The sequence below is a fragment of the Streptomyces luomodiensis genome (assembly GCF_031679605.1).
Classification (GTDB): Bacteria; Actinomycetota; Actinomycetes; order Streptomycetales; family Streptomycetaceae; genus Streptomyces; species Streptomyces luomodiensis.
In genome coordinates, this window is the sequence record NZ_CP117522.1 from 3,867,953 (window position 1) to 3,881,582 (window position 13,630).

Below are 13,630 nucleotides of genomic sequence, written 5' to 3' on the forward strand. Positions count from 1 at the left end.
GGGCGCGACCTTGGGCGGCCGCGGGGGCGGCGGCAAGGGGGTGTCGGTCCGGCCATGGTTCAGGGGGCGGCGGGGTGGGGAGAGACCCCAGGTCGGCGGCGTGCGGCGGGGGCGCCCTTGCCGTACGCGCGACAATGGAGACCAGAAGACCACCGCGAACCGTAGGTGTCTGACGACCCAGGAGGAGAGATCACATGCCCGAGCCGGATGCGGCTCAAGGCCGGCACGGCTCCGCGCCCAGGCGGCTGAAACCGGCGCCCCTGCTCTTCGAACCGGCCGCCGCCGCCTCGGACGAGGCGCATTTCTTCGATCTGGAGTCGATCGAGGACCCGCGTGAGCTGCTGTCCCGCTCGACGGAGCTGGTGCTGGCGTTCCGCGCGGCCACGGACCGGGCCATGGAGTTCCAGGCGATGGCGGCCGCGCAGCTCGCCGACCCGAGGCGGTTCGACCGGCTGACCCCGGCCGTGATCGCCGAGCGTGCGGAGTGGACCGAGGACTACGCCAAGAAGATGATCGAGTTCGGGCGTGAGCTGATGCGGGGCGGCGAGGTGCCGGACTGAACGGCGGTCGTGAGCCCGGGGCATATGCGCGCGGAAGGTACCCGACTCCGCCCCACGATGTCCCGGTTTTGCCTCATCTCTCTACACCGTCGTCGCCGCCGGTAAAGGTGGAAAACATGAGCAGACCGCCCCAGGACTCCCTGCACACCGCCGCCTATGTCACCCCGGCCGGTGCGGACTGGCTCGCCTCGGCCAGCGCGTCCCCGCGCGGTGTGCACGCCGTGTGGGCCGGGGCCCCGACCGCGGCGGTGACGCTGCCGTGCGGCACGGCGTTCGACGTGATCAGCATGGACGCGCTCTTCGGCCGCCGGGTGGTGAGCAGGTTATGGACCGATGGCCCCGGCACCGGGCCGGTCGCGGCCCAGGGCGGCCGCGTCATGCTCTTCGCCACCCCGGGTACCGCCCAGCGGCTGCCCGCGCTGCTCGACTGGGAGGAGTGGGGCGCGGCCGCTCCCCCGCTGCTCTGCTACGGCAGGGGCGACGCGGTGACCGTACCGCCGCTGTTCCCACCGGACCCCGATCCACCGGCGCTCCCGCCCGCGCCCGGCGAACGCGGTGCCCAGCAGCCCGGCGCCCAGGCGTCCGGCGCACCGGAGTGCACCCCGGTGCCGTCGCCGCGCTGGCTCGTCGCCCCCGATGTCCGCGCCCCCTGGCTGCCCGGCCCCGAGGTGCTGCTGTGGGCCTGTGTGAGGGCGGCCCGCACGGCCGGCGCCGATCCTGACAGCACGGCCGTGACCAGCGCACCCGCCGTATTTCCGGGCTGAAAACCATCGATTTTCACTACGTGGCGTCCGGGTGCTAAGGTCTCCTACGTCAGCAGGCGCCGCTAGCTCAGTTGGTTAGAGCAGCTGACTCTTAATCAGCGGGTCCGGGGTTCGAGTCCCTGGCGGCGCACAGACAGTGAAAGGCCCCTCACTTCGGTGAGGGGCCTTTCGCGTGGTGCGCGCCGTTTCGCGCGCGAGGGCCGTCAGCCGTCACGGCCTGGGTCCGTGAGCCGGGTCACGGCCATGACCGCCTCGTCCGGGCCGGGCATCCCGAGCGTCTCCCGGCGCAGGGCGTGCGCCGCCGCGGCGTACGAGGGCTGCTCCAGCAGCGCGAAGAGATCCAGGGCCAGCCGGGCGCCCGCCGCCCGCGCCCCGCGCTGGGTACCGTCGAGGGCGTCCGCGGGCAGATACATCCCGGCGCCCACCCTGGCCAGCCGCGCCCCGTTGAGCTGGTGCTCGAGGCGGGGCGCGACGACCAACTGCGGCACCCCGGCGATGGCGGCGGCCAGCACCGCCGCACCCCCGCCCTGGTGGAGCAGGGCCCGGCAGCCCGGCAGCACCCGGTGCAGCGGCCCGGCGGGCGGCTGCCCATCGGCGGCGCTACCGACCCGGACGACCTCCACGCCCCGCGCCTCGGCGACCCGCAGCGCGGCCCGTACGGCGTCCGGCGGACCACCGGTGTCCTCCCAAGCGGCACATACCCGCACCGGCCCGGAGCGCCTGGGACCGCCCCGCGCGACGACGCGGCGCGCGGGGTGCGGCAGGGCACGGCGGCCCCCGTACGGCGACGGCGTCTCGGGCGATGACGGCGAACCGTCGTACGGCGTCGAACCGCCCCGCGACGGCGAACCGCCCCGCGACGCCGGACCGCCCCGCGACGCCGGGCCATCCTGCGGCGACGAACCGTCGTGCCAGACGAAACGCACCGGCAGCCGCCGTGCCCGCGAGGGCAGGGCGAGGCTCGGCGGGCAGGGGTCGAGCCACAGATCGGGCTCACGCTCCGGGTCGGCACCGTAGCGCCGCATCAGACGGGCGTAGCCGGGCAGCGGCGGGCCCTCCAGCCGCTGCCGGTCCAGCCGCAGGACGGCCGCGCTCCCCCACAGCTGGCCGACCGCGGGCACCCCCAGCGCCCCCGCGGCCACCGTGCCCGCGTACGCGCTCGCGTCATGCACCACCAGCTCCGGCTGCCAGCAGCGGGCGAAGGCCACCAGGCCCTGGGCCATCGCCTCGGCGATCCGCACCTGCCGATCGCCGAACGCGCGCAGCACACCGTGTTGCTCCGGGGTGAGGGCGGCGGGCCGCACCGGCCAGTCCGCCGGCCAGATGCCGCGCGGCCGCCGTGCCGCGTCCGGCGCCCTGACCACCGCGGCGGGCAGGGCGCAGATCTGCACCGGCACCAGCCCGGCCCGTGCGACGGCCGCCGCGCATTCGGACGGCACCGCGACCCGCACCTGGTGCCCCGCCCCGACCAGGGCACGCGCCAGCGGCACCATGGGGACGAGATGGGCGCCCGAGGCCCAGGTCGTGAACAGGACGCGCACGGTCACCTCCCGCAGAGGTCGAACCGGCCGGACCGACACGTCCGGCCGATGAAGCCGATGAAGCCGATGGAGCCGTTGAAGCCGATGGACAGGACGCCGAGCCGACCCACCGCGTCCCTCGGCGGGTTCAGCGGCGTCCCACGAGCGTCAGCGCTTCGCCGGTGATCGTGGCGTTGGCCGCCGAGCACAGGAAGAGCAGGGTGCGGGCGATGTCCTCGGGCGTGGCGGGCGGTCGGCCGGGCGGCGGGGGCGCCGGGCATACGGCGTTGACCAGCACTCCGTCGCCGCCTACCTCCGCCACCAGACCGCGGGCCAGACCGTGCAGCCCGGCCCTGGCCACCGCGTGGAACTCGGCCCCGCGGTCGCCGCCCGCCGCCCGCGGCGAGGCCACCAGCGCGATCCGGCCCCAGCCGCGCTTGCGCATCCCGGCGACGGCCCACTGGACGGTGCGGATCGCGGGCGCGAAGCCGTCGGCCACGAGCGGCAGCCAGTGCTCCTCCCGTACGTCCTCGAACCGGGCGTGCGGTTCGAGCCGGGGGTCCTCCCGCCGGGCGTTCGCCACCAGCACGTCCAGTCCGCCCCAGCGGTCCTCGACGGCGGCCACGACCCAGCGCGGCGACGCGGAGTCCTCCAAGGCGTACGGCACGGCGAAGGCCCGGCTCCGGTCCGGGCCGGACAGCTCGGCGGCAAGTGCCTCGGCGGCCTCGCGGCGGTGCCGGAAGGCGAGCGCGACCCGGGCGCCCTGCGCCGCGAAGGCGCGTGCGGCGGCCCGGCCGATGGCCCCGGTGGCCCCGGTGACCAGGACCGTGCGCCCCTCCAGACCGAGCTCCATCATGGGCGCTCCTCGCGGTCGTTCCCACTGAGAAGGCCATGGTCGCCGCCGTGACTCGAGCCCGCCTCGACCCGCGCCCGAGCCTGTCCGGGAGACCGCTCGGCCGCTATCCGCCGTTCCGCTGGAAGGCGGCGCGGTAGCTGTGCGGGCTGGTGCCGACGACGCGCTTGAAGCGGTCCCGGAAGGAGGTGGGCGAGCCGAATCCGACCTGGCCGGCGATGCGCTCGACCGGATGGTCGGTGACCTCCAGCAGATACTGCGCCTGACGGATCCGGGCGCGGTGCAGCCACTGGAGCGGGGTGGTTCCGGTGTGCTCCCGGAAGCGGCGGTTGAGGGTGCGGGTGCTCATGCCGACGTGGGCGGCGATCTCGGCGAGGGTGAGGTCCCGTCCGGCGTTGTCCTCCAGCCACCGCAGCAAAGGTTCGAAAAGCGACCCGCGCGGTACGGGCGGCTGGTCGTGGACGATGAACTGGGCCTGTCCGCCCTCCCGTTCCAGGGGCATCACGGACAGCCGTGCGGCGTCGGCGGCCACGGCGGAGCCGTGGTCGCGCCGGATCAGGTGCAGACACAGGTCGAGCCCGGCCGCGGCGCCCGCCGAGGTGAGGATCTGGCCGTTGTCCACATAGAGCACGTCCGGGTCGACCTCGATCTTCGGATGGAGCTCGGCGAGCAGCGGGGCGGCGGCCCAGTGCGTGGTGGCGCGGAGTCCGTCGAGCAGTCCGGTGGCGGCGAGCACGAAGGCCCCGGAGCAGATCGAGGCGATCCGGGTGCCCCGCTCGGCCGCGTCCCGCAGCGCGTCGGCCGCCTCGGCGGGGAGCGGGAGCAGGGGGTCGGCGCGGCCGGGCACGAAGACGGTGTCGGCCTCGGCGAGCGCCTCCAGCCCGTACGGCGCCTGGAGGGTGAACGCCCCCGCGTCGACGGTGGGGGTGGGGGCGCAGACCCGGATCCGGTACGGCGCCCGGCCGTCGGGCAGCCGGGTGCGGGTGAACACCTCGATCGGGGTGGCCAGATCAGGGGCGATGACCTGGTCCAGCGCCAGGATCACGATGGTGTGCATGGCCACAATCTAGGCCGCACGGCGAAAGGCGCCGCAGCCGGGTGGCGAAAAGCATGTGGACGCTCCATTCCAGCCATCCCGGTGTCAGGTCCGGCCGCACATCCCCGCGTCGGCGATGCGGATCGACGGATTGCCGTAGGCCATGCGCTGGAGAACCTTGCGATAGAGCGGCGTACGGCGCAGCGCCCGCGCGAGGCGGGGGCGCACCCGGGTGGTGAACGTGCCGCGCGAGAGGATCGCCCGGCTCTGGAGGGTCTGCATCCGCATCACCGCCGCGATGTCCGGGCCGCGCCGCCGCTCGAACTCCGCCAGCCGCTCGGCGCAGGTGTCGCCCTCGGCCAGCGCACGGACCAGCAGGGGGTGCAGCACCACCGCGTCCTGCACCGCGAGGTTGATGCCCTGGGCGCCGATCGGGCTGTGAGTGTGGGCGGCGTCGCCGATCAGCACCAGCCCGTCGGCGGCCCAGCGCTCGGCGCGTGCGGAGAAGACGTCGAGCACGCCGAGGTCGGCGGGGCCCCGGATCTGATCGCGGATCAGCGTGGCGTACTGCGGCACGGCACGCGCCAGCCGCTCCTTGACGTGGTCGGGGCCGAGGGCGGCGAGATGGCGGTAGCGCCGGTGCGGCAGCGTCCAGCCGATCTGGATGCGGTCCGGCCAGGAGCCGTAGACCAGCACCGGGCCGCCGCCGGTACGGAACACCCGCACATCGCGGACCGGCGGCTCCCCCCGGCGCGCGATGAGCGTGCACCACAGCACATCCTGGGCGAACGGCTCGGCGCGGCCCGCTCCGATGCCCGCCAGCCGCCGGATGCGCGAGCACCGGCCGTCCGCGCCGACGACGACCCGGGCCCGTACGACACAGCGGCCCTGCGGTCCTTCGGCGATCACCCCGACGACCGTCCCGTCCCGCCGCAGCAGCCCGTCGGCCCGCCGGCCGGGCAGATAGCGGAAGCCGGGCGAGCGGCGGCAGCGGGTGAGGAGCTCGTCCAGCAGATGCGGGCGCGGAACGCTCAACAGGTGGTCGTGGGGAGCCGGAAGCAGCCGGTAGTCGGCCTCCAGCAGCACCCGATCGCCTTCGATCACCAGGAACCGGTCGTGCTGATGGGCGCCGCGGGCACGTGCCCCGTCGAGCACATCGAGCGCGTCCAACAGCGCCATCGCGCCGGGCTGGAGGATTTCACCGCGGAACGCGCGCTGATGCGCGCGGGCGCGCTCCACCACGGTCACCCGAGCCCCCGAGCGCAGCATCAGCAGCGCCAGCACCAGACCTGCCGGGCCGCCCCCGACCACGCACACATCGGTGTCGATCTCGCGCATCATCGCGCCTCCTGCGGGTCGGGCTCCAGGGCATGGACATCGGGCGCTGCGACACCCCTGGAGGCGTTACGAACACGCCACGGCTCCGCTTGCCCGCGCGGGGGGATCGGGCAGCGGAGCCGTGACAAGCCCGGCTGAAGGGCGGCGCCGGGCGTTCAGGGGAGGGATTTCGCCGGACGGGGACGGCTGGTACGGGACTCCCGGCGAGGACGGTATCGGGGGGATCGGGGCTTCCGGAGATTCGGGGGATCGGGAGGATCGGGACTTTGGGGTCGGGGCTTCGGGGCTCTGCGGTATCGATGCCGGCCTGCGGGCCACCGGCTGCGGGTCGTGGGCTACCGGGCGGTGGATCTATGCGGCGAACAGGTCGAGCACCGGGCGGCGCCAGTGACCGTCCACGTCCAGGTCGAGGGCCGGGTCGGAGGCGAGCACCGCCTGCTGGAGCTTCTGGAGCCGCGGCGACGGCTCGAGGCCGAGGTCCTCGACCAGTCTGGCGCGCAGCCCCTGGTAGACCTCCAACGCCTGCCAGGGGCGGCCCGCGCGGTAGAGGGCGGCCATGCACTGGGCGTGCAGCCCCTCGTGCAGCGGATGACGGGCGGTCAGCTCGGTCAGCTCGGTGAGCAGCTCGGCATGGCGGCCCAGCCGCAGATCGGCCTCGATACGGCGCTCCAGGACCCCGAGCCGGCTCTCCTCCAGCCGGGCCAGCTCGATTTCCAGGACCGGTCCGACCTTCACGTCCACCAGCGCCGGACCGCGCCAGACGGCCAGCGCCTCGCGCAGCAGCAGGGACGCCTGGACATCGTCCCCGGCGTCCAGGGCCTCCCGCCCCGCCGCCACCAGCCGGTCGTACTCATGGATGTCCACCGCGCCCGGCTGGGCCTCCAGCACATATCCGCCGTAACGCGTGGCCAGCACGTCCTTGGAAGCCTGCGGGGCCTGCGGGCCATAGGCGGCGGCCAGCCTGCGGCGCAACTGGAGGATGTAGGTCTGCAAAGTGGTGAGCGCGCTGCGCGGCATCTGCGTGCCCCAGATTTCCTCCATAAGAGTGGGCACCGGCAGCATCTGGTTGGCGTAGACGGAAAGCAGTGCAAGGATCTGGCGCGGCTTGCCCGCGCTGGGCACGATCGACTGACCGCACGCCTCGACGCTCAGCGGCCCCAACACCTTGATGTCCATGGTCGTGTACCTCCGTCAACGGTCCGTCAAGTGCCTCCTGGCCGCGCGGCCCTGCCACCGAGGCATCTAAGAGCCTCGCTTGTGGACGACCTGTGCGGCCAGTGCCGGAATAACGAACTCGATATGAGTTCCAGAGCGCCGATCCATGACAAATTCACACCCCTGGCGATGAGAGAGTCCGCGATGATCGATACGCCCGTCCCCCATGAGCCCACGAGCCCCGCCGGTCCTGCTCGTTCCGCCGCGATCACCGGGATCACCGACATCACCGGGATCACCGGGACCGCCGAGGCCGTTCCTCCGCCCGCCGAGTACGACGACCTGGTCATCGAGGACCTCTCCGACGCCGCCTGGCCCATCGGCGCGCCCGGCATCTGCATCTGCACCGTCGGCGCCGAATGACCGGCCGATGACCGGCGAACTGGGCTTCACACCACATCTGCGGGTCGAGCCGGTGCCGGGCGAGGCCGTCTATCTCGTCTCCGAGCACGGGGTCACGGCGCTGCACGGGCGGGCGATCGCCGCGCTCGCGCCGCTGCTCGACGGGTCGAGGGATCTCGCCCACATCCTCACCGAGGCCGCCGCGCCCGCCCGCGCGGCCGACGGCCCGCCCGGCGCGGTCCCGGCCGGGCAGGCCGAGCGCGTCATCGCCCGCCTCCGCGCGGCCGGGCTGGTCTCCGAGCGGGTGCGCTCCGCCACCCCCGAGGAGGCGTACTGGGAGCTGGCCGGGCTGGGCACCGTCGGCGGCTCCGCCCCGGCCCCCGTGCCTCCGGCGTCCCGTCCCGCCGTGGCCGCCGTGGTCCTCGGCTCGGCCGACCCGGGCGAGGTGGTCCGGGCGCTGCGCGCCGCGGGGCTGAGGACCGCGGAGGCGAGGACCGCGGCGGCGGAGGGGGAGGCGGCGGACGGCGATCCGGCAACCCCGGGGGTCCCTACCCCTAGACGAGAGATATGTCAAATCGCCTCCCGTCAACATGACGCCGCAGAACTCACCCTTGTGGTGTGCGATGACTACCTCGATCCCCGGCTCGCCGCCGTGGACGCCGCGCACCGCGCCGCCGGACGTCGCTGGCTGCCCGTCAAACCGGTGGGCACCCAGGCGTGGCTGGGTCCGTTCCTCGGCGCCCCCGACGACCCGTGCTGGGCCTGTCTGGCCGACCGGCTGTGGCGCGGGCGGCAGGCCGAGGCGTATCTCCAGCGCCGGCTCGGCCGGCCCGGCCCGGTGCCGCGCCCGCCCGCCTCACTGCCCGCGAGCCGCGCCGCCGCGCTCCAGCTGGCCGCGCTGGAGGCCGCCAAGTGGCTGGCCGGGCACCGGCATCCGGGCCAGCGGGCGCTGCGCACCCTGGACAGCCTCACCGCCACCGTGGACCGCCATCCGCTGTCCCGCCGTCCGCAGTGCCCCGGCTGTGGCGACCCCGCGCTGGTCGCGGCCCGGATACGGGCGCCCCTGGCGCTGCCGTCGCGGCAGGAGCCGCTGCCCGAGACCGACACCGACATCTCGCCGCGCGAGATCATGGAGCGCTACGGACATCTGGTGGACCCCCTCACCGGGCTGATCACCGAGATCCGCCGCGATCCGCGCGGCCCCGCCGTCCTCAACTGCTTCCACGCGCGCCACCCGTCGTACGCCGCAGCGGGCCCTGTGCGCGGCCTGGACGCCGTAAGGGCCGGGCTGCGGGCGGCCGCCCATGGTAAGGGCCGCACCGCCGAACAGGCGCGGGCGAGCGCGCTGTGCGAGGCCCTGGAGCACTACAGCGGCCATTTCCAGGGGGACGAGCCGCGGCAGCGCGCCCGTTACCGCGATCTGTGCCCGGACGACGCGGTGCACCCGGACACCGTCCAGCTCTTCGACCCGCGCCAGTTCCGGGACCGGGCCCTCCCCGCGCGCCACCGGATCCACGATCCGTTCGACGAGGACGCGGAGCTCGACTGGACCCCGGTGTGGTCGCTCACCGCCGAGCGCCACCGGCTGCTGCCCACCGCGCTGCTGTATTACGGCGCTCCGCAGCCCCCCGGCCGCCGGTGCTGCCGGGCGGACTCCAATGGCGCGGCGGCCGGCGGCACGCTGGCCGCCGCCGTGGTACGCGGCTTCCTGGAGCTGGTGGAACGGGACGCGGTCGCCCTGTGGTGGTACAACCGCACCCGTCAGCCCGCCGTGGCCCTCGACGCCTTCGACGACCCGTGGCTCGCCGAAGTGCGCGCCGCCCACCGGGGCGTGCGGCGCGAGGTGTGGGCCCTTGACCTCACTACGGACTTCGGCATCCCGGTGGTCGCCGCGCTCTCCCGGCGCGTCGACAAGCCCGCCGAGGACATCACCCTCGGTTTCGGCGCCCACTTCGACCGGCACACCGCGCTGTGCCACGCCTTCGCCGAGCTCAACCAGATGCTTCCGGCGGTGGTCGAGGCCCGTGCCGACGGCGGGGGTTACGGCGCCGCCGAGCCCGAGGCGCTGCGCTGGTTCCGTACCGCGACCCTCGCCGGCCAGCCCTATCTGGCGCCCGATCCGGCCGCCTTACCGCCACCACGGATATCCGGCCCCCCTCAGGGCGGCGCACTGGCCGCCGTGAGGGAGTCGGTGCGCCGGCGCGGGATGGAGTTGCTGGTGCTGGACCAGACCCGGCCGGATGTGGGCCTGCCGGTGGTCAAGGTGCTGGTGCCCGGGATGCGCCCGCACTGGGCCCGGTTCGCGCCCGGCCGGCTCTTCGACGTCCCGGTGGCGCTCGGCCGGCTGCCGGGGCCCACGCTCTATGCGGACCTCAACCCGATTCCGTTTTTCCTGTGATCGCCCGTGATAACCGGTAACTCTGCGTACGGCATGAGCCTTTCACGCGGCCTCTCCACCCCTGCTGAAGATCGGATACTCTCGGGCAAGCCACCCAATCCGTCCCGACCATCCGGAGGACGAGTGCAGGGAAGCCTCTTGCCCGATGATGCCGGGAACCACCCACCGCGCCACCACGACGATCTGGCGCCGCGTCTGGCCGTGGTCATCACGGCCCTGGTGCTCGTGGGCTACTTCTCCGTGGCCGTCACCTATGTGGTCGACGGCAATCGTTCGGGCAAGACGGTGGACGCGGCGATGCTCGGGCTGGCGCTGCTGCCGATGACCATGCTGCTCGGTCTCCAGCTTCTGCACTCCTTCCCCGGCCTCGCGCCCCGGCTCAGCGGCGCGCGGCGCTGGACGCTGGCCCTCCAGGCGCTGCTGACCTTCGCCCCCTTCGCGGTCTTCAAGCACGCCTGGCTGGGCATGCCGGGGTTCCTGGCGGGTTCCTCGCTGCTGGTGCTGGCGCCGGCGCTGGCGTGGCCGGCGTTCGCGGCCATCCTGCTGTGCACGGATGTGCTGCTGTTCCAGGTCGGGTTCGGCTGGGGCCAGGTGGCGTACACCTCGGTCTCCACCGCGCTGACCGGACTGGTGGTCTTCGGGCTCTCGCGGCTGTCCGGGCTGGTCGCCGAGGTGTCCCGGTCCCGGGCCGAACTGGCGCGGCTGGCGGTCGCGCAGGAACGGCTGCGGTTCTCCCGGGACGTGCACGATCTGCTCGGCTACAGCCTGTCCACGATCACCCTCAAATGCGAACTGGTGCACCGGCTGGTGCCACGGCAGAACTCCCGGGCCCAGCAGGAACTTTCGGAAATCCTCCAGACGTCCCGTCAGGCCCTGGCCGACGTACGCGCGGTGGCCAGCGGCTATCGCAAGATGTCGCTGTCGGCGGAGGCGGCGACGGCCCGCTCGATGCTGGCCGCGGCGGGTATCAGCGCCACGGCCGAGATCGACTGCGGACCGCTGCCGGAGCTGGTGGACACGGTGCTGGCGAGCGTGTTGCGCGAGGGGCTGACCAATGTGCTGCGCCACAGCAAGGCCGACCACTGCGCGGTCGAGGCGCGGCGAAGCGGGCGCCGGGTGTGGCTCACCCTCGCCAACGACGGGGTCGGCCGGCCGTCCACGATCCTGCGCGCCGACAGCACGGACGGCGGCAGCGGCATCGGCAACCTCCGGGTCCGGGTGGAGAACCTCGGCGGGCGGCTGCGCGCGGGGGTGCGGACGGACGGCTGGTTCGAGTTGCGGGCGGAGCTGGAGGTGTCCGTGGACACGCCGCCGAGGAGCGGCCGGGAGCGCGGCCCGGAGGAGGAGTACGGCCCCGGGGCCGACCGTGACGGCGTGACGGCGTGAGGGCCTGATTCCTTTACAGCCGGACCTTTTAAAGCCAGCCCGCCTCGCGGGCGATCCGGATGGCGTCGACCCGGTTGCGGGCGTCCAGCTTGGTCACGGCGGAGGTCAGATAGTTGCGCACCGTCCCCACGGACAGACACAGTTTGGCCGCGATCTGCGGGGAGTCCTCCCCCTGCGCGGCGAACCGCAGCACCTCCAGCTCACGCGGGGTCAGCGGCTGCGGACCGTCGTCCAGGGCGGCCAGCGCGAGCTGTGGATCGATCACCCGCTCTCCCCTGGCGACGGCGCGGATGGCATCGCTCAGCTTGTCCGGGCTGCTGTCCTTCAGCAGGAAGCCGGAGACCTGGGCGGCCAGCGCCCGGCGCAGGTTTCCGGGGCGGCCGAGGCTGGTGAGCATCATGGTGCGGCATTCGGGGACGGCCGTGCGCAGCTCGGCCGCGGCGGTCAGCCCGTCCACGCCCGGCAGATCGATGTCGAGCACCGCGACATCGGGGCGGAGTTCACGGGCGCGCGGCAGGATGTCGGAGCCGTTGGAGAATTCGGCCACCACTTCGATATCCGGTTCGAATTCCAGCAGGGCGACCAATGCCTTGCGCAGCATAAGCATGTCTTCCGCGATCAGCACCCTGACCATCCCGCCCCCTGATGTCCGCGCCCCCGCCATCACCCCGCATGACGATTATTCCCCTGCTCTCTCGGGCATTCCATCGATTCGCGGGCAAATACGCCCGTCGCACACCTGTCCCATGGCGCGGATGCGTCAGGCGCGCGCCCGGCGGTTGACCCGGACGGTCCAGCCCCCGTCGGCGGCGCGGCCGGTCACCGTGATCCGTACGGAGTCCTCCTCGACCCACATGCTGTCGCCGACGCCGAGTGGGGCGTCGGCGAGTTCGGGGTAGACCGACTCGTTCCAGCAGGCGGAGGTGGCGGGGTGGCCGTCCAGGACCTGGACGGGGCCGTCGCCCGACGCCTTGTCGTTGTGCACGCGGTAGACCAGCACGCCCTGGGTGCAGGTGCCGGAGTCGTTGCCACGGGCGCCGCGCGCCTCGATGGCCAGCGCGGTGGTGGGTCCGGTGCGGACCACGACCAGCCGGGTGCGGGTGTCGGCACCGGACCCGCCCCGCGCCATGGGGGCGCCGATGGGCTGGAGGGTGTATCCGTGCGGGCCGGTGGCGCGGTCGCAGGCCACCTGGCGTGTGCCGAGCCAGCCGAGCTTCCACTTGTGCCAGCCGAACGGTTCGGGGGCCATGCCGAACTGGCTGCCCATCAGGTCCCAGTCGCCGACGTGGGTGTCCCATTCGGCGTTGCCGTCGGTGTCCTTCGGCCGGTGATAGAGGTCGGGCAGGTCGAAGACATGGCCGGTCTCATGGGCCAGGACATTGCGGTCCGGCGGGTGGTGTTCAAAAACAGTCACCAGGCGGCGCAGAGCGACACCGTCCGCGCGCAGTGGCTTTTCGAAGTTGACCACTTTGGTCGCGTCGGCGTCCACACCGGGGGCATCGGGGTCGGCGACCAGATAGACGAGGTCATAGCGGCCGAAGTCGAGGTGCGGATCGGCGGCCTCGATGGCGTCGCGCAGATACGCGGCGCGGCGCTTGGCGTTCCAGTCGCGCTGTATGGCGTACGCGGTGGACCGCTGGGGCATGGTGATCCAGCGCCGCAGCGGATGCACCCGCAGGCGGAACCTCCCGTAGGAGGCCCGTGCGAAGAAGTCGGGGGTCGCGGGGATGTGGTCGGCGGCCAGCCGGGCGGGGGTCACCCCGGGCCTGGCGTCCGGGAAGGACAGGAAGACCATCGCCGCGTCCAGCCCGCGCACCGGGCGCGGATAGCGGGAGTTCCAGGTGTCCAGGCCCTCCGAGTGGTGGGCTTCGGTGCGTTCCAGGTCACAGGGGCCGCCGGGGCCGGCCGCGACGGCGGGGCCCGCCACCACGGTGGTCGCGATCAACGCGCTCAACGAGGTGAGCAGGGCCCCGGTCCGACGCAGCCGAGGCTGACGGTGCACCCCCTCGGGTACCTGAGGACGCACCATGTCGACCTCCCGGGCGTAGTCGGAACACCCACTCCACCCTGAGGTGGATGGGCGGGGTACGCCCTGTTGAGATGGGCTGGTCGAGTGAAGAGGCCGCTATCCGGGTACGTAACAGACGGTCACAATCGGTCAGAGCGGCTTTTTGCCCGCGCAGAGTCGAACAGATACGACCAAACACCTTGTCAAGGC

The 13,630-nt window shown here is 73.4% G+C and carries 12 protein-coding genes and 1 tRNA gene; 6 read left to right on the plus strand and 7 right to left on the minus strand.

Annotated elements, in window-relative coordinates:
• The first annotated feature begins 194 nt into the window (after nt 1-194).
• The 3 genes from PS467_RS16130 to PS467_RS16140 all read left to right on the plus strand — a co-directional run bounded on the left by PS467_RS16130 (nt 195) and on the right by PS467_RS16140 (nt 1,454).
• Nucleotides 195-560: a DUF8844 domain-containing protein gene (locus PS467_RS16130; protein WP_268972212.1), complete on the plus strand. Its 366-nt coding sequence runs from the start codon at nt 195-197 to the stop codon at nt 558-560.
• A 116-nt stretch (nt 561-676) separates the two neighbouring features.
• Nucleotides 677-1,324 (plus strand): bifunctional DNA primase/polymerase, encoded by a 648-nt coding sequence (locus PS467_RS16135; RefSeq protein ID WP_311035873.1) that lies wholly within the window; start codon nt 677-679, stop codon nt 1,322-1,324.
• 56 nt (nt 1,325-1,380) lie between these two features.
• Nucleotides 1,381-1,454: transfer RNA gene (locus tag PS467_RS16140), tRNA-Lys, on the plus strand.
• 73 nt (nt 1,455-1,527) lie between these two features.
• Here the strand turns inward: PS467_RS16140 and PS467_RS16145 are convergent.
• From PS467_RS16145 to PS467_RS16165, 5 genes are all read right to left on the minus strand, one after another.
• Nucleotides 1,528-2,865: a nucleotide disphospho-sugar-binding domain-containing protein gene (locus PS467_RS16145; protein ID WP_311035874.1), complete on the minus strand. Its 1,338-nt coding sequence runs from the start codon at nt 2,863-2,865 to the stop codon at nt 1,528-1,530.
• Nucleotides 2,866-2,992: 127 nt separating this feature from the next.
• Nucleotides 2,993-3,700, minus strand: a complete 708-nt coding sequence (locus tag PS467_RS16150) for an SDR family NAD(P)-dependent oxidoreductase (RefSeq protein ID WP_311035875.1) — start codon at nt 3,698-3,700, stop codon at nt 2,993-2,995.
• Between the two features lie 103 nt (nt 3,701-3,803).
• On the minus strand, nt 3,804-4,754 hold the full coding sequence (locus tag PS467_RS16155) for a GlxA family transcriptional regulator (protein WP_311035876.1): 951 nt from the start codon (nt 4,752-4,754) through the stop codon (nt 3,804-3,806).
• Nucleotides 4,755-4,838: 84 nt separating this feature from the next.
• A complete protein-coding gene (locus PS467_RS16160) occupies nt 4,839-6,071 on the minus strand; it encodes an FAD-dependent monooxygenase (protein WP_311035877.1) in 1,233 nt (410 codons plus the stop codon).
• A gap of 351 nt (nt 6,072-6,422) precedes the next feature.
• The gene (locus tag PS467_RS16165; protein WP_268972218.1) at nt 6,423-7,247 is read right to left on the minus strand and encodes an AfsR/SARP family transcriptional regulator; all 825 of its coding nucleotides are present in this window, start codon (nt 7,245-7,247) and stop codon (nt 6,423-6,425) included.
• 183 nt (nt 7,248-7,430) lie between these two features.
• On the opposite strand from PS467_RS16165, the gene PS467_RS16170 reads away from it, so the two are divergent.
• From PS467_RS16170 to PS467_RS16180, 3 genes are all read left to right on the plus strand, one after another.
• Nucleotides 7,431-7,649 (plus strand): hypothetical protein, encoded by a 219-nt coding sequence (locus tag PS467_RS16170; protein ID WP_311035878.1) that lies wholly within the window; start codon nt 7,431-7,433, stop codon nt 7,647-7,649.
• Nucleotides 7,650-7,656: 7 nt separating this feature from the next.
• The gene (locus PS467_RS16175; RefSeq protein ID WP_311035879.1) at nt 7,657-10,026 is read left to right on the plus strand and encodes a TOMM precursor leader peptide-binding protein; all 2,370 of its coding nucleotides are present in this window, start codon (nt 7,657-7,659) and stop codon (nt 10,024-10,026) included.
• Between the two features lie 138 nt (nt 10,027-10,164).
• Nucleotides 10,165-11,412 carry a sensor histidine kinase gene (locus PS467_RS16180; RefSeq protein ID WP_311035880.1) on the plus strand — a complete coding sequence of 416 codons (1,248 nt, stop codon included), beginning with the start codon at nt 10,165-10,167 and terminating at the stop codon, nt 11,410-11,412.
• 28 nt (nt 11,413-11,440) lie between these two features.
• Here the strand turns inward: PS467_RS16180 and PS467_RS16185 are convergent, their stop codons facing one another.
• Together PS467_RS16185 and PS467_RS16190 are read right to left on the minus strand one after the other, a co-directional pair.
• Nucleotides 11,441-12,046, minus strand: a complete 606-nt coding sequence (locus PS467_RS16185) for a response regulator transcription factor (protein ID WP_311035881.1) — start codon at nt 12,044-12,046, stop codon at nt 11,441-11,443.
• Between the two features lie 126 nt (nt 12,047-12,172).
• Entirely contained in the window at nt 12,173-13,441 is a 1,269-nt protein-coding gene (locus PS467_RS16190; protein ID WP_311035882.1) for a M6 family metalloprotease domain-containing protein, read from the minus strand.
• Nucleotides 13,442-13,630: the final 189 nt, after the last annotated feature.